Origin of the sequence: Blautia glucerasea (assembly GCF_020537505.1) — a bacterium.
Lineage (GTDB): Bacteria > Bacillota > Clostridia > Lachnospirales > Lachnospiraceae > Blautia_A.
This window is the reverse complement of the sequence record NZ_JAJBMO010000005.1, coordinates 130,124-155,370: the sequence shown is the minus strand read 5'-3', so window position 1 is coordinate 155,370 and position 25,247 is coordinate 130,124. Positions and strand designations below refer to the sequence as shown.

At 43.1% G+C, this 25,247-nt stretch carries 28 protein-coding genes and 1 pseudogene; 20 read left to right on the top strand and 9 right to left on the bottom strand.

Annotated features, from left to right (window positions below):
• Nucleotides 1–25: 25 nt before the first annotated feature.
• Both LIQ05_RS06320 and LIQ05_RS06315 read left to right on the top strand, forming a co-directional pair.
• A pseudogene (locus tag LIQ05_RS06320) lies at nucleotides 26–712 on the top strand (ABC transporter ATP-binding protein); the annotation flags it as partial.
• 11 nt (nucleotides 713–723) lie between these two features.
• Nucleotides 724–1,089 (top strand): metal-dependent transcriptional regulator, encoded by a 366-nt coding sequence (locus LIQ05_RS06315; protein ID WP_226819496.1) that lies wholly within the window; start codon nucleotides 724–726, stop codon nucleotides 1,087–1,089.
• A gap of 323 nt (nucleotides 1,090–1,412) precedes the next feature.
• On the opposite strand, the gene LIQ05_RS06310 is transcribed toward LIQ05_RS06315, so the two are convergent.
• Nucleotides 1,413–1,769, bottom strand: a complete 357-nt coding sequence (locus LIQ05_RS06310; protein WP_015524603.1) for a helix-turn-helix domain-containing protein — start codon at nucleotides 1,767–1,769, stop codon at nucleotides 1,413–1,415.
• 365 nt (nucleotides 1,770–2,134) lie between these two features.
• Here LIQ05_RS06310 and LIQ05_RS06305 point away from each other — a divergent pair, with 365 nt between their 5' ends.
• The 3 genes from LIQ05_RS06305 (at nucleotide 2,135) to LIQ05_RS06295 (ending at nucleotide 4,983) form a co-directional block, all read left to right on the top strand.
• Nucleotides 2,135–2,800 (top strand): response regulator transcription factor, encoded by a 666-nt coding sequence (locus tag LIQ05_RS06305; protein WP_226819494.1) that lies wholly within the window; start codon nucleotides 2,135–2,137, stop codon nucleotides 2,798–2,800.
• A gap of 139 nt (nucleotides 2,801–2,939) precedes the next feature.
• On the top strand, nucleotides 2,940–4,244 hold the full coding sequence (locus LIQ05_RS06300; RefSeq protein WP_226819492.1) for a sensor histidine kinase: 1,305 nt from the start codon (nucleotides 2,940–2,942) through the stop codon (nucleotides 4,242–4,244).
• Between the two features lie 97 nt (nucleotides 4,245–4,341).
• Nucleotides 4,342–4,983 carry a hypothetical protein gene (locus LIQ05_RS06295; protein WP_226819490.1) on the top strand — a complete coding sequence of 214 codons (642 nt, stop codon included), beginning with the start codon at nucleotides 4,342–4,344 and terminating at the stop codon, nucleotides 4,981–4,983.
• Between the two features lie 126 nt (nucleotides 4,984–5,109).
• On the opposite strand, the gene LIQ05_RS06290 is transcribed toward LIQ05_RS06295, so the two are convergent.
• Both LIQ05_RS06290 and LIQ05_RS06285 read right to left on the bottom strand, forming a co-directional pair.
• Nucleotides 5,110–5,601, bottom strand: a complete 492-nt coding sequence (locus tag LIQ05_RS06290) for a helix-turn-helix domain-containing protein (protein WP_226819489.1) — start codon at nucleotides 5,599–5,601, stop codon at nucleotides 5,110–5,112.
• 16 nt (nucleotides 5,602–5,617) lie between these two features.
• Complete coding sequence (locus LIQ05_RS06285) at nucleotides 5,618–5,902, bottom strand: hypothetical protein (protein ID WP_195380173.1); 285 nt, start codon at nucleotides 5,900–5,902, stop codon at nucleotides 5,618–5,620.
• 69 nt (nucleotides 5,903–5,971) lie between these two features.
• Between LIQ05_RS06285 and LIQ05_RS06280 the strand changes: the two genes are divergently transcribed.
• Both LIQ05_RS06280 and LIQ05_RS06275 read left to right on the top strand, forming a co-directional pair.
• The gene (locus LIQ05_RS06280) at nucleotides 5,972–6,478 is read left to right on the top strand and encodes a hypothetical protein (RefSeq protein ID WP_226819488.1); all 507 of its coding nucleotides are present in this window, start codon (nucleotides 5,972–5,974) and stop codon (nucleotides 6,476–6,478) included.
• 208 nt (nucleotides 6,479–6,686) lie between these two features.
• Nucleotides 6,687–7,460, top strand: a complete 774-nt coding sequence (locus tag LIQ05_RS06275) for a NifB/NifX family molybdenum-iron cluster-binding protein (RefSeq protein WP_226819486.1) — start codon at nucleotides 6,687–6,689, stop codon at nucleotides 7,458–7,460.
• Nucleotides 7,461–7,680: 220 nt separating this feature from the next.
• Here LIQ05_RS06275 and LIQ05_RS06270 read toward each other — a convergent pair whose 3' ends face one another.
• Nucleotides 7,681–8,034, bottom strand: a complete 354-nt coding sequence (locus tag LIQ05_RS06270) for a helix-turn-helix domain-containing protein (RefSeq protein WP_226819484.1) — start codon at nucleotides 8,032–8,034, stop codon at nucleotides 7,681–7,683.
• 112 nt (nucleotides 8,035–8,146) lie between these two features.
• On the opposite strand from LIQ05_RS06270, the gene LIQ05_RS06265 reads away from it, so the two are divergent.
• The 3 genes from LIQ05_RS06265 to LIQ05_RS06255 all read left to right on the top strand — a co-directional run bounded on the left by LIQ05_RS06265 (nucleotide 8,147) and on the right by LIQ05_RS06255 (nucleotide 11,032).
• Nucleotides 8,147–8,848 carry a PIN domain-containing protein gene (locus LIQ05_RS06265; RefSeq protein ID WP_226819482.1) on the top strand — a complete coding sequence of 234 codons (702 nt, stop codon included), beginning with the start codon at nucleotides 8,147–8,149 and terminating at the stop codon, nucleotides 8,846–8,848.
• A 60-nt stretch (nucleotides 8,849–8,908) separates the two neighbouring features.
• Nucleotides 8,909–9,070 carry a hypothetical protein gene (locus LIQ05_RS06260; RefSeq protein ID WP_226819480.1) on the top strand — a complete coding sequence of 54 codons (162 nt, stop codon included), beginning with the start codon at nucleotides 8,909–8,911 and terminating at the stop codon, nucleotides 9,068–9,070.
• A gap of 111 nt (nucleotides 9,071–9,181) precedes the next feature.
• Entirely contained in the window at nucleotides 9,182–11,032 is a 1,851-nt protein-coding gene (locus LIQ05_RS06255; RefSeq protein WP_226819478.1) for a GGDEF domain-containing protein, read from the top strand.
• Between the two features lie 250 nt (nucleotides 11,033–11,282).
• On the opposite strand, the gene LIQ05_RS06250 is transcribed toward LIQ05_RS06255, so the two are convergent.
• Nucleotides 11,283–11,615 carry a helix-turn-helix domain-containing protein gene (locus tag LIQ05_RS06250; protein ID WP_226819476.1) on the bottom strand — a complete coding sequence of 111 codons (333 nt, stop codon included), beginning with the start codon at nucleotides 11,613–11,615 and terminating at the stop codon, nucleotides 11,283–11,285.
• Nucleotides 11,616–12,007: 392 nt separating this feature from the next.
• On the opposite strand from LIQ05_RS06250, the gene LIQ05_RS06245 reads away from it, so the two are divergent.
• Nucleotides 12,008–13,066, top strand: coding sequence for a DUF3878 family protein (locus LIQ05_RS06245; RefSeq protein WP_226819474.1), 1,059 nt, complete (start codon nucleotides 12,008–12,010; stop codon nucleotides 13,064–13,066).
• A gap of 331 nt (nucleotides 13,067–13,397) precedes the next feature.
• Here the strand turns inward: LIQ05_RS06245 and LIQ05_RS06240 are convergent, their stop codons facing one another.
• Both LIQ05_RS06240 and LIQ05_RS06235 read right to left on the bottom strand, forming a co-directional pair.
• Nucleotides 13,398–13,835 (bottom strand): threonine/serine exporter family protein, encoded by a 438-nt coding sequence (locus LIQ05_RS06240; protein ID WP_226819473.1) that lies wholly within the window; start codon nucleotides 13,833–13,835, stop codon nucleotides 13,398–13,400.
• Nucleotides 13,832–14,596: a threonine/serine exporter family protein gene (locus tag LIQ05_RS06235; RefSeq protein ID WP_226819471.1), complete on the bottom strand. Its 765-nt coding sequence runs from the start codon at nucleotides 14,594–14,596 to the stop codon at nucleotides 13,832–13,834. Before LIQ05_RS06235 ends, LIQ05_RS06240 begins: the two co-directional genes overlap by 4 nt.
• A gap of 321 nt (nucleotides 14,597–14,917) precedes the next feature.
• On the opposite strand from LIQ05_RS06235, the gene LIQ05_RS06230 reads away from it, so the two are divergent.
• From LIQ05_RS06230 to LIQ05_RS06200, 7 genes are all read left to right on the top strand, one after another.
• Complete coding sequence (locus LIQ05_RS06230; protein ID WP_226819469.1) at nucleotides 14,918–16,438, top strand: C69 family dipeptidase; 1,521 nt, start codon at nucleotides 14,918–14,920, stop codon at nucleotides 16,436–16,438.
• 136 nt (nucleotides 16,439–16,574) lie between these two features.
• Nucleotides 16,575–16,925: an Hpt domain-containing protein gene (locus LIQ05_RS06225; protein ID WP_226819467.1), complete on the top strand. Its 351-nt coding sequence runs from the start codon at nucleotides 16,575–16,577 to the stop codon at nucleotides 16,923–16,925.
• A 107-nt stretch (nucleotides 16,926–17,032) separates the two neighbouring features.
• Nucleotides 17,033–17,731, top strand: a complete 699-nt coding sequence (locus tag LIQ05_RS06220; RefSeq protein WP_226819465.1) for an AzlC family ABC transporter permease — start codon at nucleotides 17,033–17,035, stop codon at nucleotides 17,729–17,731.
• A gap of 2 nt (nucleotides 17,732–17,733) precedes the next feature.
• Nucleotides 17,734–18,057: a branched-chain amino acid transporter permease gene (locus LIQ05_RS06215; RefSeq protein ID WP_334301159.1), complete on the top strand. Its 324-nt coding sequence runs from the start codon at nucleotides 17,734–17,736 to the stop codon at nucleotides 18,055–18,057.
• A 210-nt stretch (nucleotides 18,058–18,267) separates the two neighbouring features.
• A complete protein-coding gene (locus LIQ05_RS06210; RefSeq protein WP_226819461.1) occupies nucleotides 18,268–19,446 on the top strand; it encodes a trans-sulfuration enzyme family protein in 1,179 nt (392 codons plus the stop codon).
• The gene (locus LIQ05_RS06205; protein WP_226819459.1) at nucleotides 19,427–20,602 is read left to right on the top strand and encodes a MalY/PatB family protein; all 1,176 of its coding nucleotides are present in this window, start codon (nucleotides 19,427–19,429) and stop codon (nucleotides 20,600–20,602) included. Before LIQ05_RS06210 ends, LIQ05_RS06205 begins: the two co-directional genes overlap by 20 nt.
• Nucleotides 20,603–20,783: 181 nt before the next feature.
• On the top strand, nucleotides 20,784–21,392 hold the full coding sequence (locus tag LIQ05_RS06200) for a DUF4317 family protein (RefSeq protein WP_226819577.1): 609 nt from the start codon (nucleotides 20,784–20,786) through the stop codon (nucleotides 21,390–21,392).
• Between the two features lie 141 nt (nucleotides 21,393–21,533).
• Here the strand turns inward: LIQ05_RS06200 and LIQ05_RS06195 are convergent, their stop codons facing one another.
• Complete coding sequence (locus tag LIQ05_RS06195) at nucleotides 21,534–21,953, bottom strand: HD domain-containing protein (protein WP_264292727.1); 420 nt, start codon at nucleotides 21,951–21,953, stop codon at nucleotides 21,534–21,536.
• Nucleotides 21,954–21,986: 33 nt separating this feature from the next.
• Nucleotides 21,987–22,700 (bottom strand): hypothetical protein, encoded by a 714-nt coding sequence (locus LIQ05_RS06190; RefSeq protein ID WP_226819457.1) that lies wholly within the window; start codon nucleotides 22,698–22,700, stop codon nucleotides 21,987–21,989.
• Nucleotides 22,701–22,963: 263 nt separating this feature from the next.
• Between LIQ05_RS06190 and LIQ05_RS06185 the strand changes: the two genes are divergently transcribed.
• On the top strand, nucleotides 22,964–24,121 hold the full coding sequence (locus tag LIQ05_RS06185; protein WP_226819456.1) for a glycosyltransferase family protein: 1,158 nt from the start codon (nucleotides 22,964–22,966) through the stop codon (nucleotides 24,119–24,121).
• Between the two features lie 25 nt (nucleotides 24,122–24,146).
• The gene (locus tag LIQ05_RS06180) at nucleotides 24,147–25,232 is read left to right on the top strand and encodes an acyltransferase family protein (protein WP_226819455.1); all 1,086 of its coding nucleotides are present in this window, start codon (nucleotides 24,147–24,149) and stop codon (nucleotides 25,230–25,232) included.
• The last annotated feature ends 15 nt before the right edge of the window (nucleotides 25,233–25,247 follow it).

Sequence of the window (25,247 nt, the reverse complement as noted above, 5' to 3'; positions counted from 1 at the left end):
TTTTCATACAGCGTTTGGGCATAGTCAGGTCAGCTTTACCATTACCGAAAAAACGACTACGGCCATTGTCGGCCCTTCCGGGGCAGGAAAGACAACGATGTGCAACCTGATTGCCCGTTTTTGGGATGTGAATGCCGGGAAGATTACCATAGGCGGTACGGATGTACGAGATTTCAAGCTGGACAGCCTGATGAAGAATATCTCGATGGTGTTCCAGAGCGTGTACCTATTTGCAGATACGATTGAGAACAATATCAAGTTTGGCTGCCCGGATGCTACCCATGAACAAGTGGTTGAAGTGGCGAAAAAGGCTTGCTGCCATAACCTTATTTCTGCCCTGCCGGATGGCTATGACACTGTGATTGGCGAGGGAGGCGGTACTTTGTCCGGCGGCGAGAAACAGCGGATTTCCATCGCCCGCGCCATGCTGAAGGACGCACCTATCATCATTTTGGACGAGGCAACAAGCAGCGTTGACCCGGAGAATGAGGATGAATTGCAGCGGGCTATCGAGGCATTGACCCATGACAAGACCATCATCATGATTGCCCACCGTCTGAAAACCGTCCGCAACGCCGATCAGATCCTTGTACTGGACAACGCTCATATCGTCCAGCGCGGCACTCATGCGGAGCTGATCCAGCAAAAGGGCCTGTATGCCGATTTTGTATCGGCCAGACAGGAGGTCATCGGCTGGAAGCTGGCTCAGTAAAGGAGGTTCAGATGAAACTTCATGCGTCCGGGGAGGACTACCTGGAAACCATCCTTGTTCTCCAAAAGAAACGCGGTATGGTGTGCTCCGTAGATGTGGCCCGGCACATGGAGGTGTCAAAGCCCAGCGTGTGCAATGCAGTGGCTACCTTGCGGGACGGCGGCTTTCTCACTATGGACGAAGATCATTTTCTCCATCTGACCGATGTAGACCGCGAGGTTGCCGAAAAAATCTACGAGCGACACTGCTTCTTTACCGAGCAGCTTATCGCCGCAGGCGTTGACCCCAGGACTGCGGAGGCTGACGCCTGCCGGATTGAACACATCATTAGCGATGAGAGTTTTGACCGGCTGAAAGAGGCAGCCGAACAAGAGTAAAACTAAAACCGAATAAGCCAAGCGATCCTGCCCCGCAAGACGGGGAAAGAAAAAAACCGTTGCAGGGCAGGTAGCTTTGTACGCCCAAAATGGATTTTCCGGGTACTGCGGCGGTTTTGAGTAACATCAAGGCGGCCGTCCCTTATGCGCCGCCTCCGTTCTTCATAAGGGTTTGGGACTATCCAAACAAGCAATTTTGAATTTTCGGGTAAGGGACCTGAGAATCTCAAAATTTGCAAGCGGGTACTCGCTTGCTGTGCTTGCCTCTTTTCTCCGAAAATGAAAAGAACCAGTGAGAGAATCGTTAAATTTCACTCACTGGCTCAATTCGTTTCAAATTTTTCGGACAACTCTGTCAGTTCCCTCACCGTTTCCTGGGTGTGATGCAGCAGGGTGTCACGCATTTCTGGCGGACAGCTGGAATAAAGCATTTTCATCTGATTGACACCCTCATCCTCCAGAGAAACATCTGGATTTATAAGCGTATCTAAAGAGATGTGCAGGACCTTTGCCAATGCTCTCAAAATCAAATAGGAAGGATTCATTTTCCCTTTTTCGATATTGGCGATTTGCTTTACAGAAACATGGCTCAGATCAGAAAGTTCTTGTTGTGTCAGTTCTTTATTCTTTCGGGCTTCCCGCATTTTCTGCCCTAAAGCAGTTAAATCATCAATCGGCATAATCGTTCACCTCAATAATATTGTATCGTTCCGGTTTGTGTAAAGGAATAACCTTATTATGCCTGATAAGCAGTATGATTATACTGATTTTGCAAGGCGATGAACGAAGACAACATTGTATTGCTTGAGATAAGAAACTATAATAAATAGGGAAACAGGAAATGGAGAGTAGCACTTCTTAGAGTAAAACGCAAATGTATTTGTGAACGTATCAGCAATCTTGAGAAGTGACGAGGTATTTGGATAATTTGTCAAATGAAGAAAAACAGTTGCTGTTGGACAGAACTTTCTTACATATATGGGAAATTATACGCTTCATCATAAATTCAAAAAACTATGTTATCCTATAAATTGGAGGTGGAACAATGCAGAAGATTTTAATTGTCGAAGATGATATTGACATTCAGGATATATTGAAAAACCATCTAATTGATGCAGGCTATGAAGTTGCCGTTGCGTCTGATGGCGTGACTGGAATTGCAATGTTTGATGATACAATCGACCTTGTGCTGTTAGACATCATGCTCCCTAAAATCGACGGCTATGGTGTGTGTGAGGTCATTCGCAAGCGGTCACAAGTTCCTATTATTATGCTTACTGCGCTTTCGGATGAAGAAAACCAGTTGCGGGGGTTTGAACAGCAGATTGACGATTACATTCCAAAGCCCTTTTCGCCTAGAATCCTGCTGTGCAAGATTGCGGCTATTCTTCGCCGTAGGACTGCGGAAAATCAAAATCTATCCCTGCTTACTTATAAAGAGCTGAGTATGGATGTTGACGGATTCCATGTATATCAAGGCGGAAACGAGGTTGTTTTGACCAGCAAAGAGTTTGCGCTTCTTAGGCTTATGCTTGAAAATCAGGGAAAGGTCTTTACTCGGCAAATGCTACTTGACCGATTGTGGGCGGACGATTTGGAGGTCGAGGATCGGATCGTTGACAGTCACATAAAGAACATTCGTAAAAAGTTAAATGCTGACTATATCAAAACAATCAGAGGGGTGGGATACAGAATTGACAAAGTACATTAAGCAACGGTTATCCGTTAAGATTTTTATAATTACATTTCTTCTACTGGGCGTAGCTTGCAGCGGAACATATTTTTTCATTTCAAAGCTGTTACCTACGACATATTCCAATTTGATAAATGCGGCTACGGAGAAAGCCGCTATGCACCTTGTTGAGCAAATGACAGCCTTTGACAATATATCTGATTGCGAAAATGATATATCTAATTTTTCAAAGGAAGCAAATGCCGCTTTTTGGATTGAGGATAGTAACGGTCGTATGATATATCCCGACGAGGCATCAATGGAAACTTCTACTACTTCGGCAGATTACGCAGTTACATTCGATGAAGATGAATCGTTCATAGATATGCAACCATCTGGGGAAACGACGACAAATTTTTACCCATTCACATTGAAAAACGGTACTGCTTATACATTGGCGGTTCAAACGGATTTGTTCGTTGTACAGCAGGCAACAAAGGTATTGCTGTCTATACTTCCGTATGTCATCCTAATGGTCTTTCTGCTTTCTCTCCTTTGTGCATGGCTCTATACACGGTACATCACTCGACCTATTGTGCGACTGAGCAAGATTTCAAAGCAAATGGCGGAACTGGATTTTTCCGGTCAATGTAGCATAGGACGAGAAGATGAATTAGGTTGTTTGGCGCAAAATCTAAATTCATTGTCTGCTTCGCTATCCACTGCATTGAATGACCTTCAAATTGCCAATCAACAGCTCAAAACAGATATTGAAAAGGAACAGGCATTAGAAAGACAGCGGGTAGACTTTTTCTCGGCAGCATCCCATGAACTGAAAACACCACTAACCATTTTGAAAGGACATTTAGCAGGAATGCTGAACGGAGTCAGCGGCTATGAAAATCACATAGAGTACATGGAGCGTTCGCTTGCCGTCGTTGATAGGATGGAGAAGTTGGTAAAAGAGTTGCTGTATGTTTCCAAAACGGAAGAAACTCAAAAAGCTGAATATAAAACCGTTGATTTTGCGGAAATACTTCGGGTGCAGGTTGCCGCAGTAGCAGATTTATTGGAAGAAAAGAAACAGCACCTTGAAGCAAATATTCCTACCCGCCTTTATTGTGAAGTGGAACAAGCACAGATGGAACGGGCAATTCAAAATATATTGGTAAACGCAATTCGCTATTCTCCAAGTGGTGAATTGATTCGTATATCTTTGTCCGAAACGCATGGTACGATTCGTGGTGAAATTGAAAACACAGGTGTCCGTGTGCCTGACGATGCTATTCCACATTTGTTTGAAGCCTTCTATCGAGCAGATACATCTCGTAACCGCAATACAGGCGGAACCGGATTAGGGCTTTATATTGTTCGTAAAGTCATGGAAATGCACCGAGCAAATTACGGCATTTCAAATATAAACAATGGTGTACTGTTTTGGTTTGAATTGCCTTGTAAGCAGCCGGTAGACAACTCCATCTAAAATCCATAATCCATGCAAACTATATCCAAGTTGCTTTGTTATATTATAGCTGTCCTCAAGAGGGCAGCTATAATTTTTAGAAAGCGAGGTCTTATCTATGAAGAACAAAAAAATTTTGGCAATAGGCTTGTGCGGTGCAATCTGTTTAAGCATTGCAGGGGTTACTTATGCAAGTGCATTGGCTTCGGACACACCAAAGGTTTCAACATCCGAAACGGGAAATATATCCGGCGCAGATATTCTCTATCAGGATACAGACGGTGGACAAATCAGCGTTGACGGTAAAAATTGGGTTGCCGAGGCAGATTATGAGAAGAACAATGCGGCACCGGATGTGCAGTGGTGGACAGCCGATGAATACGAAGCGTGGATGAACGAACAGAAAAAAGAAATGGAATCTTTGATTGGAACCGGAGATGGTTGGTATGATGGGCAAGGCGTATTCCACGAATTTACGCAGGAAAGCGTAGATGCTATGATGGACAGCTATAAGGAAACTCTGGAAAGTATCAAAAAGGGAGTATTGTATTCCAAAGCCGACGGTGACGGCGATACCTACTCCATGATTCCACCTACTGAAGATGTAGTTTCCTCTTATAGTGTTGATGTAACAAAAGATAACGGAAAAACAGTACACATTGGGGATTATTCCACAGTTGAGGAATTAGACAAAGCCATTTCTGATGCAGTTAAAAATGGTCAACTCACACAAGAAGAAGCGGACTCCATTCAGAAATAATGACTAAGCCATTCTGCCGGACGACGGCAAAAGAAAAAAAGCCGTCGTAGAGCAGACAATTTGACACGCCCATTTGAAACGGCGGCTTTGATTTCAGAGCCGCCGTTTCTTTGCGTTTACACAATCCTATTCTTTATATTTTTGTGTGTATGACGCATTAGTTTTTTCCAAACTACTCAAATAGAATTGATATAACAAATACCCTATAGAAAATATACCAATTAACAAATATGCCACATTTTCTTTTAAAGATATTAGATATAATGAGAATACAACAAAGCTAATGGTCTTGATTATCGCTTTAATTTTTTGGTTTTCAATCTTATCAATTTTACAACAGATAAAACGTACACCAATAACAATAGGAGAAAATAAAATTGCTATCAAAACTAATATAATATTTTGTTTATTAAAAATAAGCTTTGATAATTGTTTTTTCTCATTATCATTGATATCCAAACACTGGTATAGCAATACTAGAGAGGCTTGATCAGGAACACTTTTTCCCAATTCCCATTTCGAAATTGTCTGTCGCGTAACAAAGACTGCATCAGCCAGTTGTTGTTGGGTTAATCCCTTTTCAATTCTGGCTGATTTAATCAAATCTGATATTTCCATAGTCGTACTCCATTTATTATCTTCTTTTATATATAACATCGCATAATTTCATTGCTAAATAAGTTACTATTGCAAGAAAAATAATCTGATGTTTAATAACTAAATAAAATAGGCTGATTGCCAATAACATAATGATAAAAGCAATCATACTATATTTGTATATTCTAGGATACTTTTGGGATAATGTACCTAATATTTTTACAATTCCCGCTATTATAGGAATAATTAACACCCCCATAACACCAAATAAAATCCCAGTTACAACAACACTCATTTTGTTTTTCCTTAATTCCTTCAGCATAAAAAGAACCTCCTTTATTTTTGCTACTAAAATAATAAAATAGAATTCTTTTTATGTCACGCAACGCTTGTGAAAACAGACGCAACGGTACATCTGAACAGTCAGACTTGGCTTGATTATAAAAAGGCACAGGGAGCAGAGTATTTTCAGAATTATGTAGCAGAGCTTCATGATATGCAGGAACATGTGCTGCCTTATCTGCAACAGTACCTTAGTCTGGAAGAAAGAGGCAGCATTGATATTTTGGAAGAAGGAACAAAAGAAGTTTCGTCCGGAAAGGAAAGCAAAGCTGTCACACTGACAAAACCCACAAAAGTAAAAACGATTGATGAGGCTTCAAAGAAATCCATCCATGTCAGGTTACAGGAAAAGAAAAATGAACTCGCAAAAAAGCTGGGAAAAGATAATCCACAGAGAAAAGCAGTTGATGAACTTAAAAATCTATATGATATAAGAAAGGCCTACCAGCGTGATGAACTGTTAAAGGCAATGGAAAACAGCAGCCGTTCTTATGACGAAATCCTGGCATTTATTACCTCAGAAAATGTACCAGAGGACGAGGAAAAACAGGGCTGAGTGATCCCATTGAAAGGCAGGAGGGGAAGATTTAACCAGTTATTTGGAGTGTGCTCCTGCCTTTAGGGGATTTATTTTCGAAAGTTCACATTGTAAAATTCCAGGAAGTTCACAATTAGCTGATTTATAAAAGACATATGTCAAAAACATTATTGACATATGCCTTTTATAGGGCTATTATATAAGAAAAGCGAGAAAGGAGCAGTTTATGCCGAGACCAGTAAAATGCAGAAAAGTCTGCCATTTTCCGAGTGTTTTAGAATTCTTTCCAGTAGATGATACGGAGAAAAAAGCACCCATTGTTCTGACGGTAGATGAGTACGAGACAATTCGTCTTTTGGACAAGAAAGGTTATAGTCAGGAGCAGTGTGCAGAATCTATGCAGATTGCAAGAACAACAGTTCAACGGATTTACGAGATTGCCAGGAAGAAAATAGCAGATGCACTCATAGATGGACATTCGCTTAGAATTGAGGGCGGGGACTTCATAATCTGTGATGGTCAGAGTAGCGACTGCAGCTTTGGAGGATGTTACAAACAGGAAATTTACCAAAAATATGCAGTGAAAAAAGGAGAGAGTATAATGAGAATAGCAGTAACATATGAAAACGGACAGATTTTTCAGCACTTTGGGCACACAGAGACATTTAAGATTTACGATGTAGAGGAAGGAAAAATAGTACACTCAGAAGTAGTAGATACAAATGGAAGCGGACATGGTGCATTGGCGGGAGTTCTTAATGCATTGAATGCAGATGTTCTGATCTGTGGCGGAATCGGAGGCGGCGCACAGACAGCGTTAGCAGCAGCCGGTATTAAGCTTTTCGGAGGAGTTTCCGGAGATGCGGACGAAGCAGTAGAGGCTTTTATCAATGAAACACTGGATTATAATCCAGATGTTAAGTGTTCTCACCATGAGCACAGCCACGGGGAAGGACATACATGTGGCGAGCACGGATGTGGAAGCCATAGCTGTCATTAAGAAGAATAGCAAAAAATAATAATACTAAAGGATGTGTCAAGGCAATGGAGAAGTTACCGAAGCGCATCCTAAAGCCTCTAATAACAGCCTTTACGTGTCATGAAACGCAGTCCGTAAAGGAGTTTGAATAATTGATTTATTAGACAGCATAGATTATTTGATAACAGCAGGCTGCCTATATGCCTGCCTGCTGTTATTTTACTGTGTGCGAGGATAGTAATTAGTTACTAATTTCTATTTGATTCTTTTTCAGATTCCGGGCGTAAGCCAGAATTCGTTTCTGCATGTCATGGTTCTCATGAATTTCCAGCAGGAGAGAATATAACTCTGGAGATTCCGAATGGGAAACGATAATGTAGTCTGCTTCCATTTCATCTGAGGTTCCATAAAGAAAATCAATATTGCAGTGAAAAGTCTGCGCAATAAAACATACGGATTGATAGGAGGGCTCACGCTCTCCTTTTTCATAGCGGCCGTAAGCCATAGCGGAGATGTTCAGCCTGCGGGCAGCCTCCGCCTTATTAATATTTAAAGATGTTCTTACTTCCACTAATCGTTCTGGACAAAAATTCATTCAATTTACCTCTTGAAAATAACCAACGGTCATGATAATATATAACACAAGAACTAACCAATGGTTATTATACCGTATAAAGATGGATTTGGCAAGAGGGGGCCAATATTTTATGCCAACAATATTAGTTGATTATGAGAATGTAAATGGTTCCAATGGATTAAAGGGGGCAGATGTACTATGCCCGGACGATACTCTGATCATTTTTTACAGCAACTGCTGTGGGAAAATCCGCTACGATTATATGGAAGAAATAAGGAACAGCGGCTGTGAGTTCCGTATCATAAAGTTGAAAGGAACTGGGAAGAACGCCCTTGATTTTTATATTGCGGCAGAGTGTGGCGCGATCAGCGAGCGGGGAGAGACGCAGATCGCGATTATCAGTAATGACAAGGGCTTTCAGGCAGTCATAGATTTCTTTTGTATGGATAAGAAAGCAGCGAGAGTCCAGATTGTTAAAGCTGGAAATATAGAGAATGCCCTCATATTATTCAATGCACCCAAGGACGCTGGCAGAAGAGAACTGCTGCAGAGCAGGAAGTCCATGCTGGATCTCGCGGTAGAGTGTGCAAGAATCGAAGAACGTAATAAAATCAAAAAAGAACTAAAGAACATTCTGGATGGAACCATATACGAAGGGCGAACTATAGAAATAATAGATTTTATCAGTGCAAAAAAAAATCAAGGGAAAAAAGCACTGTACATAGGATCGCTCCATACCTTTGGCCAAAAAGACGGAAGAGCAATTTATCAGTTGATAAAAAATGGCATAAATAAGTCTGACTATATACCTCCGGTTCCAGAGGAAGCATGACGAGTTCATTTGCGGAATAATATTTTGAAAATGTTTGTCTGTAAGCAGGGAAATTCCCATATGCTGTTCTATCTGTATGAGCGTGAGTACTATCAGCATATGCCTGCAGTTGTATTTGCCTGCACACTTGGTACGGTGGAAGATGTGGAGACGTATTTAGTCTGCTTCAGAGGCGGAGAGATCACTGCAGATTGCGGGAATGATTTTTCAGACACACTCTAGGCAGTTGTTTACAAATTTATATTTAAGATAAAGAAAAATCTCCCAAAGTATGGTATATTATAAGTAATTGTAGCTTAAATATCCAGATTTTTCTATTATAAAGGTGCAAAAATGAGCAATAGTAAACATCCAGAAAACAGAAAATGGGGAATTGTCTGTCTGACTGTGGGGATTGTGGCTGTAGCCCTGTTTATTCAGGTTAGCATTTTAAACAACGTAAATAATAAAAATGCCCGGAAGACTTCACAGGTTCTGCTGGATCAGGCAATCAACATTATTGAAAAAAATCAACAGAGTGAGAAAGAACTGATCCAGTCCCTGAAGGAGGATTATATCGTCCGTGCCAAGGCGGTCTCCTATATTATTGATGCCCTCCCGGAGGCAGAGTGCGATGTGGAGGAACTGCAGAAGATTGCGGATCTCATGTCAATTGATGAAATCCACCTTTTCGATAACAGCGGAACTATTTACAGTGGTTCCGTACCGAAATATTATGGATATAGTTTCCGGTCTGGGGAACAGATGGCATATTTTACACCTATGTTAAGCGACAAAAGCCTTACCATGTGCCAGGATGTTACACCCAATACTTCAGAAGGTAAAAAGATGATGTATGCCATCACCTGGAATGAGTCTGGTGACAGAATGATCCAGGTTGGAATCGAGCCTGTCCGGCTTCTGGAGAAAGTGAAGCAGAACGAAGTATCAACGATTGTAAGCAATATGCCTATGTATGAAGGAATCAGTCTTTATGTGGCAGATATAGATACTGGAGAAATTTATGGTGCCACAGACAGAACGAAAATTGGACAAACTCTGGAAGATATCGGCCTTTCCAAGAAACAGCTCAGCAGCGGAAAAGAAACCATAGATACGGTTACCATTGATAACGAGAAATGCAGCTGTATTTTTGAAAGCAGTGGAAGCTATGAAGTAGGAGTTACATTTGCAATCTCATCCAATCGTACCAGCAATTTTATAGCAATGATGATTCTGGCAGTTTATCTGTTCATTGCAGCTGGAATCGTTTTGGTAATGGTATTTCGGGTGCTGAGGGCCAACCAGGAGAAACAGGAGCAGTTTGCAATCCTGTCTTCCATGTCTGAAATTTATTACAGCATGTATCTGGTTAATCTTAAAACTAATGCTGTTGTGGAATATTCCAGACAGAATGAAGGGAAAGAAATCCATACGCTTTCCCAGAAGGCAGATGAGATGATGCATCAGATAACAGATCGTCTTGTTATAGAGGCATACAAGGAGCAGGCAGAGCAATTTACAGATCTTCATACAGCTGCGCAGCGAATGGAAGGAAAGAAGATCATTTCAGGAGAATTTGTAGGACAGAAACTTGGCTGGTTCCGCGCTTCCTTTATTGCCAGTGAGACAGATAAAGACCAGAAACCTGTGAAGCTGATCTTCACCATCCGGAGTATTGATGACGAGAAACGTAAGGAAGAGAAGCTGATCTATACTTCCAATACAGACCAGCTTACAGGCTGTTTTAACAGAAGAGCCTATGAGAAAGATATTGCAGAGATGGATCTGAATACAGAATTTATCTATCTTTCCATGGATGTAAACGGTCTGAAAATCGTAAATGACAGCCTGGGACATGAGGCTGGAGACGAACTGCTTAAGGGTGCTTCCTACTGTATGAAAAAATGCTTTGACGATTATGGTAAGGTATACAGAATTGGAGGCGATGAGTTTATCGTAATCCTGTTTACTAACTACGAAAGCTTTGCCAAAATAAAAGAAGCTTTCGATAATACGGTAGCAAACTGGTCAGGAGAACTGGTAAGCTCCATAACGGTTTCCTGTGGTATTGTGTCTGGCAGCGAACAGCCCTGGGCTTCCTGGGAGGAAATATCAAGAATCGCAGACCGAAGGATGTACGAACAAAAAGCTATATATTACAGAAAAAATGGCATAGACAGATACAGTCATCCTACAGGCTGAAGATGGACAGAAGTTGCAGGATGTAATAACTGCATATATGGGTTACAGTATTTTTAAGGACCGTTCTGTGAATGAATATGTGCGGATGCTTCAGGAAACATTGCGGTTTGTGAACGGTGTCGGTGAATTGTAAAAAATTACCCATTGATTATGATAGAAAGATATATCATAACCAACGGGTAATTTATTTTCACAAGCAACGAGCAAACTCGCGAAACGTGTTATGTTTTACTTTTGCATGTAGCAAGCTCTAGTCCTCGTCCATCCATACTTTGATGGTCTTTAGTAGCTTCTGTTTCTCAGAAATCTCCATTTTATGTATTTGCTCGGAAATCTCGCGGTCCAGGGCAGTTTCACGATATTCGGAATCAATTCTGCCGATCAGGGAATCCAGGGAGATGTTCAGCAGTCTTGCGTAATAGATCAGGATACGCAGGGACATTGCAGTACGGTTATTCTCCACGTTGCTGATGTAACCTGGAGTTACATTCAGAGCCTTGGCAACTTCAGCCTGGGTAAGTTTCATTTTGATTCTCAGTTCTTTCATTCGGGATCCTAAGTTTTCGTAATCAATCTGGTTCATATTCGTTCTCCAATCTTTTTAACAGGTGCCAGAAGGCTGTCCCGTGATTTTACACGCTTTTAAGATGCCGTCCGCAGGTGGAACAACAGCTTCTTTATTCATAATATTAAGTATATAGAAAATATATGAAAAATGTAAGCCGTAAATTGTATGCTATTTATTTTATAGCTATATATTTGGCACAGTGGGGATTGAGTAACCTTGTCTGATTTTTCAAACAGGTTACTGTTCACTCCGTTCACAGTAACGTAAACAGTAACTCTATTGTCAATATTTTGACATTTATTTCGAATCTTCATATAATAGAAAGTAAAAGAGAAAATTAGAGGGGATAGAACCGCCAGGCAGGGCGTATGTCACAATATGGCTGGCGGTTGCAGGAAAATGATCATATGCAGGATACATTTGAAATGTTGGAAGAACTTCTGGAACAGGAGCAGTTTGAGTTACTGTTTCCTACGGAAGAAATAGAACGGGATGGATACAGTAGAGGCGAGTCTGCTTCAGGTAATGAAGAAGAGCAAGCGAAAAAGAAGAATTCAGAGAGAGCTGTGAGAAAACCAAGTTCTAGCGAGATCCGACTGGTGTATTTAATGAACGATGCAGTAGAAAGTTTTCTTATTTTCCGAGAAGCCAGGCTTACCGGCTCTTATATAAGTGATTATGAAGGCTTTTTGAAATCATCCTTAAACCGGGAAGGGGATGAATATATCCTGGTAGTCTGGCAGGGAGAGAACGTAGTTACCCTGTTTTTCCAGGACCTGGATCTGGAAGTGCATCTCTATAATTATGGAGAGATTGGACATTTCTGGGTGCCGGAATACGAATATCTGCGCCAGCTGGAATACCGGATCGCCATTGCACGGGACAAGCTGGAATATCTGGGGCAGGAGTTCTGCACCGAAGAAGAGCAGTCCCTGGTACAGCTGGCAGATTTTCCCCCACTGAATTACTGCTGTTATCCGGCTGTACCCAGGCAGTACATTGTGCCAAAAGAAGATCCCTGGATCCCAAGTGCCCAGGCATTTCAGGTAATGGAGAAGCTGATCAAAGAAGTTCAGGATTCCTCTCTGCTTCGTTTGCTGCAGCTGTATGAGAAATTTCCAAGTCCGTTGGTGGCCAGAGTTTTTGCCAGAGCGTTGCACAAGACCAGACACGCGGCAGTGGTGGCCCTCCTTACTTCGAAAATAAAAAAGGAGGCAGGAAATTATCCCAACCGGTCTTTTGGAGAAAAAGCAGATCATCAGTTGAACAGCCTTCTGTCAAAAGCAAGGAAACAGCAGGAAAAATTAGCCCAGGATGGAATCTACGCAGAAGTATTAAGAGAAGAACCCTTCACCACAGCCAGAGACAGCCTGGATTTCCAGGTGTTCCTCATGGTGTGGAAAAGAGGGTGGCGAAATTGTAAGGTAGAAATCAGAAAATTGACGGAGGCAGAGAAAGATAAGTAAGTTCTGATAATATTTAAGTTTGTTGATAGAGTTAAGGGAAGCATTTAGGAAAAATATGTAAGTGAATAATGTGGCATATTACAAAAGCTGCCTATAGATTGTGAAGAAATTGTAACTGTTCAGTATCTTCACAGTTATACGCTTCGCGAGGCACAGAAATCATGCCTTGCATGATTTCGCGTTGCAATTCTCAGGCTTTTTTGTGAACTACGTTCACAAAAACCATCTCGCGGAATGCTACCTTCTGAATAGTTACAAGAAATTTACAATTCATAGTCAGCTTTTTCTAAGGATAAATGGTCAGGAAGGATGTTATCGGAGAGGAAAGGAATTATCTGCCTTTCACACTTCGCAGGAAGTAGCAGATCGCCCACGCAATACTCATTCCCGCAGCAATCCCAAATGCGAAGAGAAAGGTATCACGTCCATATTCCAGCGCCTGTATGGTATTTCCCTCCACAATACTGCTCATGCAGTAATAGAGGGTGCTTCCGGGAATCAGTGGGATCACGGATGTGACGAAAAAGGAAGTGGAAGTTTCCTTGCAGACTCTTGCAAGGATTTCCGCATATACATCTACAATAAATCCAGCCAGCAGCGCCGGCAGAAAAACATTTCCCCACAGCCCCTTTCCGAAAAGAAAGACTAGCCAGCTAAAAAATCCGCCGGCAGCAGCCAGAGACAGATATTTGGTTTTCATATGAAAAAGAAGACCGAAAGCCACCGAACCAATGGCTCCGGTAATCAGCTGTATAACAGTTGTTGTCAAAGTCCCAGCCTCCCAAACAGAATAATAGCGCCCATAAATCCAAGGGCCAGCGCCGCAGCAAGGAGCAAAGCGGCGATCAGACGGATGATCCCTGAAAGAGTATCGCCAATAAGCACATCCCGGATAGCGTTTGTGGACATAAGCCCAGGGATCAGAAGCATAATATCGCCGATCATGATCTTGTCCATGTGAAGAAAAGGACAGAGCAAAGCGAATCCACAGATGGCGCAGCCAGTGAGAAAAGAAGCCACAAACTGAAAGGTCACTTCATTCATACATACTGGCCGTAGATATTTCTGCAAGCCCCAGATCAGGATTCCAGCAATCCCGGCGGCAATGGCGTCAGGAATGGTGCCGCCGTAGAAAAGGGCGAAACTACTGGCTGCAAGCACGCTTCCAAGCAGCTTCCAGAAAGGCTTAGGTTTTTCTGCGTTAATCCTTTCAAATTCTTTTCGCAGCTCCCCCGCAGAAACCGGATGACTGCAGAAGCGGCGGCTCAGGTCATTAAGCTGCTCCAGCTTGGTGAAATCATTTCCGCCGCCTTCGTGAATACGCCGGGTCTGTGTCCGCGCCCCGTCCCCGGGGAATTCCATGGTAATAACAATACTGGATGTAATGACGAAAACATTCATATGGGTAGCTCCGCAGGCGTAGCCCATGCGGTTCAAGGTGTCCTCCACCCGGAAAATTTCCGCCCCGCTGTTTAACAGCGCGTCACCCATATCAAGAAAAATGTGCAAATAATCTTTTGCTGTCTGCATAGGAAGTGCTCCTTTAATTGCTGAAAAAGCCCTGGGAAAAAACAAGAAACTTTTTCGTTAACATTATTTCAAGAATGATTTAAGTATAAGGCTTAATCTCAGGTAATACAACTGATAAAATTAGGATTGACCGAGCTTTTTTAGCACGGGATATTTCTTGTGCAAAGGGGAAGAAGGCGCATGGGAAAATGCAGAACAATTATGGGTTGTGAGAATATTTTATCTATAACAGAATCACATATTCCCTAAACAGTAAGTTTGTGATACCATAAGCTACAGAGTGTATTTGCAACAATAACAGAAATTCAGGAGGAAATTCAAATGGGTTGTACTACAATTTTAGTTGGAAAAAAGGCGTCCTACGATGGCTCTACCATGATCGCCAGAAACGATGATTCCGGTTCCGGACATTATATGCCGAAAAAATTCTTGGTGGTCCATCCAGAGGAGCAGCCGCGAAAATATAAATCTGTGATTTCCCATGTGGAGATCGATCTCCCAGAGAATCCCATGCGTTACACCGCAGTCCCAAACGCGGTAGAGGGCGAGGGCATCTGGGCCGCAAGTGGTGTCAATGAGGCAAATGTGGGAATGACTGCTACCGAAACTATCACCTCCAATCCCCGTGTACTTGGTGCAGATCCGTTGGTGGTATATCAGCCAGCAGCAGACGGAAGAGAGGAAATCGCCGGCGGAATTGGAGAGGAAGATATTGTATCCATTGTTCTTCCCTATATCCACAGTGCCCGTGAAGGAGTAACCCGCCTTGGAAGCATTTTGGAAAAATACGGAACCTACGAGATGAACGGAATCGCATTCCAGGATCAGGACGAGATCTGGTGGCTGGAGACCATCGGCGGACATCACTGGATGGCAAGAAAGGTTCCGGATGATGTGTATGTAGTAATGCCAAATCAGCTTGGAATCGACCAGTTTGACCTGGAAAAAGCACTGAAGGATCAGCCAAGATATCAGTGCACACGCCAGGAATATGCTGATCTGGAATATATGTGCTCTGCAGATCTGAAGGAATTTATCAGCAAAAACCACCTGGATCTTTCCATGGACGGCGTGCTGAATCCAAGGGATGCATTCGGAAGCCATGACGATTCCGACCATGTTTACAATACCCCTCGTGCATGGCATATGCTACGCACCCTGAATCCAAAGTCCAAAATATGGGACGGTGCCAATGCAGAATTTACCCCATATTCTGATGACCTGCCCTGGTGCATGGTTCCGGAAAAGAAGGTGACTGTGGAGGATGTGAAATATGTTCTGTCTGCCCATTACCAGGGAACTCCTTATGATCCATACGCTTCCTACGGGGAAAAGAACCAGCGGGGCGCATTCCGTTCCATCGGTGTAAACCGTACCGATTTTCTGTCCGTGATCCAGATGAGACCAGGCATGGAAAAGGACAGCAATATTCTGGAGTGGATCGCTTTTGCATCAAATGCCTTTAATGTTCTGGTGCCATTCTATGCCACGGTTGATATCACACCAGACTATCTTTCCAGTACTACAAAGGAAGTAACCACTGACAGCTTCTACTGGGTAAGCCGTATGATCGGAGCTATGGCAGATGCTTCGTACAAGAGCTCCATTTTCCATATCGAGCGCTACCAGGAGAGCGTGATGTCCAAAGGCCACCATCTGATTAACCGGTATGATGCCCTTTTGGAAAAAGAGGCCGATGCAGTGAAGAGGATGGCTCTTCGTCAGGAAGCAAACCAGGCGATTACAGATATGCTGAAAAAAGAAGCTTCCGACACACTGAACAAGGTACTCTATGAGCTGAGCAACCAGATGAAGAATGCGTATTCCAGATCGGATGCTTAAATTTGCGCACAAACATGTGGACAAATCCCTTTTGATTTACTATAATTAATTCAATAAATGTAAAATTTGTCTTCGTAAGATTTTGGCAATTTTGCCGATATAGAGGGAACCGGAACAAAAGATTAAGGAGGCTGGAATGACAGTAAAAGAATGTTATGACAAAGTCGGCTCAGATTACGAAGGAGTTCTGAAAAGACTTGGAAGCGAAGCACTTGTGAAAAGATTTGCAGTGAAATTTCTCAGTGATCCAAGCTTTCAGGATCTGACAGATGGTCTTGCTGCACAGGACGGAGAGAAAGCTTTCCGCGCAGCACATACACTGAAGGGCGTATGTCTGAACCTTGGCTTCACAGGCCTGTATAAAGTAAGCGCAGAGCTTACAGAGGTACTTAGAGGCAGAGAAACTGCAGAAAGTGACGCACTTTACCAGCAGGTAAAGGAGCAATACACCATTCTGACAGATGCAATCAAGGAACTGGCACAGTAAAGTTAATGTTTGCACGTTCTAGAGCTGAGGGGAAACCTTCAGCTCTTTGCTGTGGAAGGAAGGTGGAATGCTTCCTGCCCAAAGTTTGACTTATCAGAGGTTTTGACATGAAGAAAAAAGCATTTAAGGCAGCATTGCCCCATACTCTTCCCATCTGTGTTGGATTTTTATTTTTGGGAGTGTCCTATGGCTTTATGATGAGAAGCAGGGGCTTTTCATTTGTTTATCCTTTATTTATGAGTATGTTTATTTTTGCAGGCTCCATGGAGTTTGTTACCGCGAATCTGCTTTTGTCTGCATTTAACCCGCTGTACGCATTTCTGCTGGCGCTGATGGTAAATGCCAGACATTTATTCTATGGAATTTCCATGCTGGAAAAGTACAAAAATACAGGCTTCAAGAAATTTTATCTGATCTATGGAATGTGTGATGAAACCTTTTCCATTAACTGTACGGTGGATCCGCCAGAAGGCGTTGACCGGGGCTGGTTTATGTTCTTTGTCACACTGCTGAACCAGATCTACTGGGTAGCAGGCGCCACAGCCGGAGCCCTTCTTGGATACGTCATTCACTTTGACACAACTGGCATTGAGTTTGTGATGACCGCACTTTTCGTAGTAATGTTCATAAATCAATGGGAAGAAGCCAGGGATCACCGCCCGGCTCTTGTAGGACTTGGCTGTTCTGCAATCTGTCTGCTCCTATTTGGCAGCAGCTATTTCATCATTCCAGCAATGGTATCTATTATCCTGTGTTTTGAACTTCAGAGAAGAATGGAAAAGAGAAAGGAGACCGTGAAATCATGACAATGACAACCACACAGAGCATTATCATCATCGTCTGCGTAGTTCTGGGAACTATGGTCACCCGTTTCCTCCCCTTTCTCATTTTCCCCGAAGGCAAAGAGCCCCCGGAGTTCATCCTCCATCTTGGAAAGGTGCTCCCCTACGCAGTGATCGGTCTCCTGATCATATACTGCCTGAAAGACGTCTCCACCAGTGGAACCTACGGCCTCCCCGAAGCCATCGCGATTCTGTTTATCGTATTCTTACACAAATGGAAAAAACACACCCTCCTAAGCATCGGCGGCGGAACAGTGTTGTATATGCTTCTTGTACAGATGGTGTTCTAAATTTGCTATTTAGCGCACTGAAAGAATTTCTTTTGGTGCGCTAGCAGTCATAACTCAAATCTAACATATCTGATCAGATATAGCCATTTTCTATAACGAACTCAAGGTAAAATGAATTATACAAAATCTCCCCATCTTGTTATGATAAGACCAGACAAAAACGAGAGCGGTGTCTCTCTGACCATATCATACGGACTTGGAGGAAAAATCATGGCAAGAGGAATCAATACAAAATGTTTACACTTAGAAGAAGAGGAAGGCTGTTGTAACAACTACGGAGCTATCAGCTTTCCAATCTATCAGACTGCAACCTACGAACACCCGGCAGTAGGCCATAGTACAGGCTTCGACTACAGCAGACTGCAGAATCCAACCAGAGAACACCTGGAAAAAATCGTAGCCAGTCTGGAAAATGGAATCGACGCACTGGCTTTTTCCACAGGAATGGCAGCTATCACCCTGGTAATGGAACTGTTTGGGCCAGGTGACCACCTGATCGTAGACGCTGACCTGTACGGCGGCAGCATCCGTCTCTTCGACAATGTTTCTTCGAAAAACGGAATTCAGTTTTCCCGCATCGACTGCTGGAAAGAAGATGTAGAAAGTTATGTAAACGAAAACACAAAAGCTATATATATTGAAACTCCCACCAATCCCATGATGAACGTTACAGACATTGCTGCACTTGCAGAAATTGCAAAGAGACACAATCTTTTTCTCATTGTAGATAATACCTTTTTATCCCCCTACTTCCAGAATCCCCTGGATCTGGGCGCTGACATTGTAGTACACAGTGGGACTAAATTCCTGGGTGGACACAATGACACATTGGCAGGTTTCCTGGTCACAAACCGGGAAGACATCAGCGAGAAGCTCCGGTTCCTGATCAAAACTACAGGCTCTGGCCTGGCACCCTTTGACAGCTGGCTGATCCTTCGCGGCATCAAAACCCTTGGAATCCGCATGGAACAGGCCCAGCGGAACGCTTTCAAGATCGCAGAATGGCTGAAGACCAAGAACGCCGTAACCAGAGTGATCTACCCGGGGCTTCCAGAGCATCCGGGTCATGAGATCATGAAAAAGCAGGCCAGAGGCTTCGGCTCCATGCTGACCTTCCAGCTGGAAAGTAAAGAATTTGCCCTTTCCATCCTGGAAAAAGTGCGGATGATCAAATTTGCAGAAAGTCTTGGCGGTGTAGAGACTTTGATCACCTACCCAACCACCCAGACACATGCAGATGTTCCGAAAGAGATCCGGGAACGCAATGGAATCACAGAAGCAACCCTTCGCTTGTCCGTGGGAATTGAGGACCAAAAGGACCTCCTAAATGAATTTGAAAAAGTATTTGCAGAAACAGAGGAAGAATTACATGGCGGAAAGAAATCTTGATTTTGACAAAGTGATCAATAGAAAAAATACCAGATGTCTGAAATATGATTTTGCAGTAAAAAGAGGAAAACCAGCAGATGTGCTGCCACTCTGGGTTGCGGATATGGATTTCGAGACCTCTTCTTACGTGGAAGATGCACTGGTAGAGCGGGCGAAAGAGGGCATCTTCGGATACAGTGAGGTGCAGACACCCTATTTTGAAATCGTGGCAAACTGGATGAAAACTCATCATAACTGGGAAATCCAGGAAGACTGGCTGATCAAAACCCCAGGCGTTGTATTTGCCCTGGCTATGGCAGTAAAAGCTTACACCCATCCCGGAGACAGCGTGCTGATCCAGCTCCCGGTTTATTATCCTTTCGCCGAGGTAATCCAGGACAATGGCAGAAAAGTGGTGAGCAATACTCTCTATCAGGGTGAGGACAACCGTTACCACATTGATTTCCAGGATTTTGAGAAGAAAATCGTAGAGGAAAATGTAAAGCTGTTTTTCCTGTGCAATCCTCACAATCCGGTGGGAAGAGTGTGGAGCGCAGAAGAACTGGAAAAATTGGGGGATATCTGTGTGAAACATAGTGTGACTGTGGTCAGCGATGAGATCCATCAGGACTTTGTTTTCAAAGGAAAGCATCAGGTGTTTGCCGGGCTGAAAAAAGAGTTTCAGGAGATTTCCATTACCTGCACCTCTCCCAGCAAGACCTTTAACCTTGCAAGTATGATGATCTCCAATATTTTTATCCCTAATCCAGAGCTTCGCCAGAAGTTCCAGAAACAGCTGGATGCGGCTGGAATCAGCCAGTTGGGTGTAATGGGACTGGTGGCTGTGGAGGCGGCTTATTCCAAAGGGGAAGAGTGGTACCAGGCTATGCATACTTATGTGGAAGCGAATATCGCTTACACGAAAGAGTATGTGGAAAAATACCTGCCAGGTGTGAAAATGACAGAGTTGGAGGGTACATACCTGGTGTGGCTGGACTTCCGTGACACAGGACTTGACGTGGACGAGCTGGAGGACCTGATTATTCACAAGGCCGGACTTTGGCTGGACAGCGGAAAAATCTTTGGAAAAGCAGGAGAGGGCTTCCAGAGAATTAACGTGGCCTGCCCGAGAGCAACGCTGACGGAGGCGATGGAGAGAATCAGAAAGGCGCTTTAGACTGCGCAGACAAGATTTTTCAAAATACTTCTGCTTACAATCTGAGCAGTAACTGTATATTCAATGCAGACCGATGCAAATCTTCATTTTTAGTTGTGTGCAGTGTACAGGAATGGTAAAATAGAGAAAAAATATGCATACACAGGAGAACGCCATGACCAACAAAATCGACCGTGAAGATATGCTGTCGCTGACAAGGAGAATGAACGTAGCCAGAAGCTCTTTTACAAGGATTGCGGGCTGTTATGTAGATAAAGCTGGAGACTTTGATGGCAGCTTTAATGTGAACTTTCTCAAGCTGTCAGTGGCCGAAAAAAAGAAAAACATTGAGCTTGCCAAAGCAGTCCCTTTTGCGGCAACCAATGTGAATCTGAAACGCTATGAATTTACAGACGATGACAGAAGACCGGGAACGGTGTGGCAGCTTCTGATGGCTCTTCGGGAATGCGGACTGAAAAATGATGCCCTTATGGACAGCTTTTATGATCTTGTGATGGAACATTACAAAAGCCGCCGGCCTTACGCCGTTTATGTTTTTCACGACAGATACGACATTCCTGCGAAAGCAGCGGATAAGGAAAGGCTGTGGGAGTCAGAATCCGTTTTTGAGTATCTGATCTGTGTGATCTGTCCCCTTGCAGATGAGTATGAGCCGGGTGCGCCAGAGTGCGGCTTCCTTTTCCCTGCATACACAGACGGAGGTGCAGACCTGAACCATGTGGCTGTGTTCCAGGCAGATGCAGACAGACCACACCAGGAGATGGTGACAGAGATTTTGCAGGTGAAATAATAAAAATTTAACATAGGCTTTTGCAAAACATAAAAAAGGTACCCTAATATATTAGTAGTGAAAATGCTAATATATTAAGGTACCTTTTTGAATTTACGCGAGCAACGAGTCAAATGTGTGGAGATTGTATGGACTTATTACTTATAAAATTTCCTCATATTCTCGTATGATTTCTTTAGCTGCCGCATACTTGGTTCGCCAGTGTGCAAGCTGCGCCGGATCCGGTGTCACGGAAGAGAGCCTTGTCTCATCAGAATTATGGGCAAGATCCGCAATCTTCACCTTCCGCGCCAGCGGATTTTTGCAAAGCCGACGTACATACTCCAGATAATCTTCAGAAGAATCATGGGTGAGCAGCTGAACTGCCTCGGTGATTTCCGCTGGAAATTCCGCCTCCAGCTCTGGCAGAGTCATGGAAGTGTCCTCCAGTACATCATGAAGAAGGGCAATACAGGTGGTAACCTCATCGTTCATCTGTTCCGCCAGATGAACCGGATGGAAAATATAAGGAACCCCACTCTGGTCGCATTGTCCCATATGTGCTTCATATGCTATTTTCATCGCCCTTATGGTTAAAGGAGTATAGACCATATTTTATTCTGCAGGTGCAGCCTCCGTGTCAGTATTTAATGGAGTAAAAGCTGCCAGGATTTCATCTGCTTCGGCTGTCGTATCTGTGGTGTAGGACAAAATAATGGAGACAAACTTTCCTCCCTGTTTGCGGGTACAGTATTTCTGAAGAACTTCATAATCATTAATCGTCACGCTTGTTTCCATAACCTGGAAATCCTGTCCGGCGATCTGCGTATCTGTAACATCTGAATAAGTGTAACCCATTCCGGTAGCATCCAGCATCTGCTGCGCAGCCAGGAAATACTGCTCCACAGTCATATTCTCCAGCGCTGCGTCCTCCACGACTACCGAAACATTAGGAAAACCGGAGATAGAAGAAGCCATCATCTCATAAACCGTACCAGATAAAGCATCTTCTCCCAGCTCCACACCGGAAGATTCCTCAAGGGTGCTCTGTCCCTGCTGCATTACAGACTGAAGCTCTTCCTCTGTATTCATGACAACGGTTTCCGGCGGTGTGAATTTCAGATTCAGCCATTCGCTCTGAAAATCGGTATCTGTGATGGTGCCCTTTTCATAAGGGGTATCAGAGGTGCTTCCAGTGTCCGCTTCGGAAGCAGTATTTGCACTGTCCGCTGTCTGCTCCGTATTCTCAGCCAGTACCGGCAAAACAGAAATTCCACAAAGTGAAAATGCCAGCATAGCCGGTATCAATAAACCTTTCTTTTTTCGCATGAATTCAGTATCCTCCTGGAAATTAATAAGCCAAAGAGAGAACTCTGACCTTTCGATGCACTCATTATAGCAAATTCCCATTTACTTTCCTAGTGATAAAAGGTAGAAAAAACAATGAAAAAATTGTGAAGCTGAGAATGATTTGCAATTCATTACCTTTATAGTAACTAGTTGCGTTTCCCAGGTTATTTCGCTATAATAAGGAACAAAGACTCAAAAACCAATTTTTACGGATTTATACTTAGCATATAAGGAGATTTCCCATGAGCTTTTTACATACATTGAAACAAAAATTGCGTAGTCTGGTTCCGGTCAGCCGCACTTACATGGACAATAAGCTTAAGGAATTAGAGAAAGCAAATAAACGACAGGAGAAGCTTCTTACCGAACTGCAGAAGAATATCCTGCCAGCCCAGGAGCTGAAGGACTATATTGCAAACGAATTCCGCCGCCGCGATGACTGGGCGAAACGTGCCATCCAGGTACAAAAAGAGGCTGGAAACCGCCAGATCTGGGTGATCAAATGCCCTGCCCCGGAAGGCGAGAAGAAGGTCCGCTGGGGAGATTATGCTTATGCAGTCGCGCTGAAACGCTATTTTGACAGAATGGGAATGTACACCATAATTGATCTCCATGAAGACTGGGACTGCGAAGTGAATGCAGATGCTGTTCTGGTACTGAGAGGCCGCGAATTCTACCGCCCGGACCGCCGGAATACCAAATGTACCTATATTATGTGGAACATCAGCCATCCGGAAATGGTCACGGAAGAAGAATACAAGCTTTACGATATCATTTGTGTAGGCTCCCTTCATTATGCTAAGGAGCTTCAGCAGAAGCTGGATATCCCGGTTTATCCTCTGCTCCAGTGTACAGATACGGAACTGTTCTATCCGGACCCAGCAGCGGAGAAAAACCGTGGCGGCGACTATCTGTTTATAGGAAATTCCCGCGGCGTGGCCCGTCCCTGCGTATTATGGGCAGCCAGGGAGAAACTCCCCCTGAAAATCTGGGGCGCAGGATGGAAGGCCATGCTTGGCCCGGATAAAACCATGGTACAGGAAGTCTTTATCGAAAACAGCCAGATCCCAGCTCTATACCGCAGCGCCCGGGTTACCCTGAATGACCACTGGAAAGACATGCTGGACTATCAGTTTGTGAACAACCGTATTTTTGATGCTCTTGCATGTGGCCTGCCCGTGATCTCCGACTGCTGCGACGAACTGCGGGAAATTTTTCCAGATGCAGTGCTTTACTATCGTAATAAAGAGGAATTTGACCAGTGCGTAAAAGAAATCGAGAATCACTACGATGAAATAAAAGACCGTGTAGATGCCCAGTGGCCCATGATTAAAGAGAAGTATTCCTTTGAGGCAAGAGCCAGAGAACTGGTGGAAATTGTAACGAGGGAAAAAAGATAAAATTATTAGAAGAGTGGACGAAAAAGTGGAAAAGAAAAGAGATACGTTGATCGATTTATTAAAGGGAATTGGTATTACGTCAATTGTTATAGGTCATGCAAGCTGGGTATGGCAAAGAACCGGTTTTCCAATCGGTCCGTTTGTTTATACCTATCATTTGATGGTATTCTTTTTTGTAGCAGGAATGTGTTTTAAGCCACGCAAAGATATAACGCCATATATGCAGATAGGAAAGAGGCTTGGTGGATTAATGCCCATATACATAAAATACAGTATTTTATTCATTCTGCTTCACAATTTTCTTTTAGAAATGCATATACTTAAAAGTGGTACTGCCTTGTACGAAACAAATGATATTATATACGAATTATTCGAAGCATGCGTTTTTAGAACGTCAGAGTCCATGTTGGGGGCCTTTTGGTTTATTCCAATGTTTTTTATTGGAGTAAGCATGTTTATTTTGCTATTCTATCAGGCTGAAAAAATGAAATATCCAGTAATATGGCATATCTTTTTTTGCATTTTAACAGCTATTATGGGAATTTATCTAAATTATAATGATATTGATTTGAGATATCACATGCAGACCTCTGTATTAGCAATTCCTGTTATTTACCTGGGCATTGTGGTTCAACACTATAGATCTTATATAGAAAAATATCTGCACTGGTGGATGGCTCCTGTTTTGGGCTTTATACTTTGGAAGGTACTGAGCCTGAATATCGGAATTATTGAACTGTCTGCGAATATGATTATTCATCCACTACTGTTTTATCCAGTTACAATAGTGGGAATTGCCTTTTGTATCTGCCTGGCATTAGGAATGAGTAAGTTCAGGGAAGTAACAAAATTGTTTTGTGCAGCAGGAAAAAACAGTTATCATATTATGGCACTTCATATAATTACTTTTAAAGGAATAGATTTTGCAATCTGCAAGATTTTAAACTTGGGAAATGATGTGTTAGAGCGCTATCCGCATTCCTTTAACAGATCATGGCCTATTTGCTACGTTGCCGGCGTAATAGTTCCATTAGCAGTAGTGTATGCAGGAAGATATGTATGGGGAAAAATAAAAACCATGATGAAAACAAGGAGTCAGCAAACAATCTAAGGTTTGCTGACTCCT

What these genes read in the sequence shown, in the direction of transcription:
- LIQ05_RS06315 (WP_226819496.1), top strand. Translation starts at nt 724, where the DNA reads ATGAAACTTCATGCGTCCGGGGAGGACTACCTGGAAACCATCCTTGTT.
- LIQ05_RS06310 (WP_015524603.1), bottom strand. Translation starts at nt 1,769, where the DNA reads ATGCCGATTGATGATTTAACTGCTTTAGGGCAGAAAATGCGGGAAGCC.
- LIQ05_RS06305 (WP_226819494.1), top strand. Translation starts at nt 2,135, where the DNA reads ATGCAGAAGATTTTAATTGTCGAAGATGATATTGACATTCAGGATATA.
- LIQ05_RS06300 (WP_226819492.1), top strand. Translation starts at nt 2,940, where the DNA reads ATGCACCTTGTTGAGCAAATGACAGCCTTTGACAATATATCTGATTGC.
- LIQ05_RS06295 (WP_226819490.1), top strand. Translation starts at nt 4,342, where the DNA reads ATGAAGAACAAAAAAATTTTGGCAATAGGCTTGTGCGGTGCAATCTGT.
- LIQ05_RS06290 (WP_226819489.1), bottom strand. Translation starts at nt 5,601, where the DNA reads ATGGAAATATCAGATTTGATTAAATCAGCCAGAATTGAAAAGGGATTA.
- LIQ05_RS06285 (WP_195380173.1), bottom strand. Translation starts at nt 5,902, where the DNA reads ATGCTGAAGGAATTAAGGAAAAACAAAATGAGTGTTGTTGTAACTGGG.
- LIQ05_RS06275 (WP_226819486.1), top strand. Translation starts at nt 6,687, where the DNA reads ATGCCGAGACCAGTAAAATGCAGAAAAGTCTGCCATTTTCCGAGTGTT.
- LIQ05_RS06270 (WP_226819484.1), bottom strand. Translation starts at nt 8,034, where the DNA reads ATGAATTTTTGTCCAGAACGATTAGTGGAAGTAAGAACATCTTTAAAT.
- LIQ05_RS06265 (WP_226819482.1), top strand. Translation starts at nt 8,147, where the DNA reads ATGCCAACAATATTAGTTGATTATGAGAATGTAAATGGTTCCAATGGA.
- LIQ05_RS06260 (WP_226819480.1), top strand. Translation starts at nt 8,909, where the DNA reads ATGCTGTTCTATCTGTATGAGCGTGAGTACTATCAGCATATGCCTGCA.
- LIQ05_RS06255 (WP_226819478.1), top strand. Translation starts at nt 9,182, where the DNA reads ATGAGCAATAGTAAACATCCAGAAAACAGAAAATGGGGAATTGTCTGT.
- LIQ05_RS06250 (WP_226819476.1), bottom strand. Translation starts at nt 11,615, where the DNA reads ATGAACCAGATTGATTACGAAAACTTAGGATCCCGAATGAAAGAACTG.
- LIQ05_RS06245 (WP_226819474.1), top strand. Translation starts at nt 12,008, where the DNA reads ATGCAGGATACATTTGAAATGTTGGAAGAACTTCTGGAACAGGAGCAG.
- LIQ05_RS06235 (WP_226819471.1), bottom strand. Translation starts at nt 14,596, where the DNA reads ATGCAGACAGCAAAAGATTATTTGCACATTTTTCTTGATATGGGTGAC.
- LIQ05_RS06230 (WP_226819469.1), top strand. Translation starts at nt 14,918, where the DNA reads ATGGGTTGTACTACAATTTTAGTTGGAAAAAAGGCGTCCTACGATGGC.
- LIQ05_RS06225 (WP_226819467.1), top strand. Translation starts at nt 16,575, where the DNA reads ATGACAGTAAAAGAATGTTATGACAAAGTCGGCTCAGATTACGAAGGA.
- LIQ05_RS06220 (WP_226819465.1), top strand. Translation starts at nt 17,033, where the DNA reads ATGAAGAAAAAAGCATTTAAGGCAGCATTGCCCCATACTCTTCCCATC.
- LIQ05_RS06215 (WP_334301159.1), top strand. Translation starts at nt 17,734, where the DNA reads ATGACAACCACACAGAGCATTATCATCATCGTCTGCGTAGTTCTGGGA.
- LIQ05_RS06210 (WP_226819461.1), top strand. Translation starts at nt 18,268, where the DNA reads ATGGCAAGAGGAATCAATACAAAATGTTTACACTTAGAAGAAGAGGAA.
- LIQ05_RS06205 (WP_226819459.1), top strand. Translation starts at nt 19,427, where the DNA reads ATGGCGGAAAGAAATCTTGATTTTGACAAAGTGATCAATAGAAAAAAT.
- LIQ05_RS06200 (WP_226819577.1), top strand. Translation starts at nt 20,784, where the DNA reads ATGCTGTCGCTGACAAGGAGAATGAACGTAGCCAGAAGCTCTTTTACA.
- LIQ05_RS06195 (WP_264292727.1), bottom strand. Translation starts at nt 21,953, where the DNA reads ATGAAAATAGCATATGAAGCACATATGGGACAATGCGACCAGAGTGGG.
- LIQ05_RS06190 (WP_226819457.1), bottom strand. Translation starts at nt 22,700, where the DNA reads ATGCGAAAAAAGAAAGGTTTATTGATACCGGCTATGCTGGCATTTTCA.
- LIQ05_RS06185 (WP_226819456.1), top strand. Translation starts at nt 22,964, where the DNA reads ATGAGCTTTTTACATACATTGAAACAAAAATTGCGTAGTCTGGTTCCG.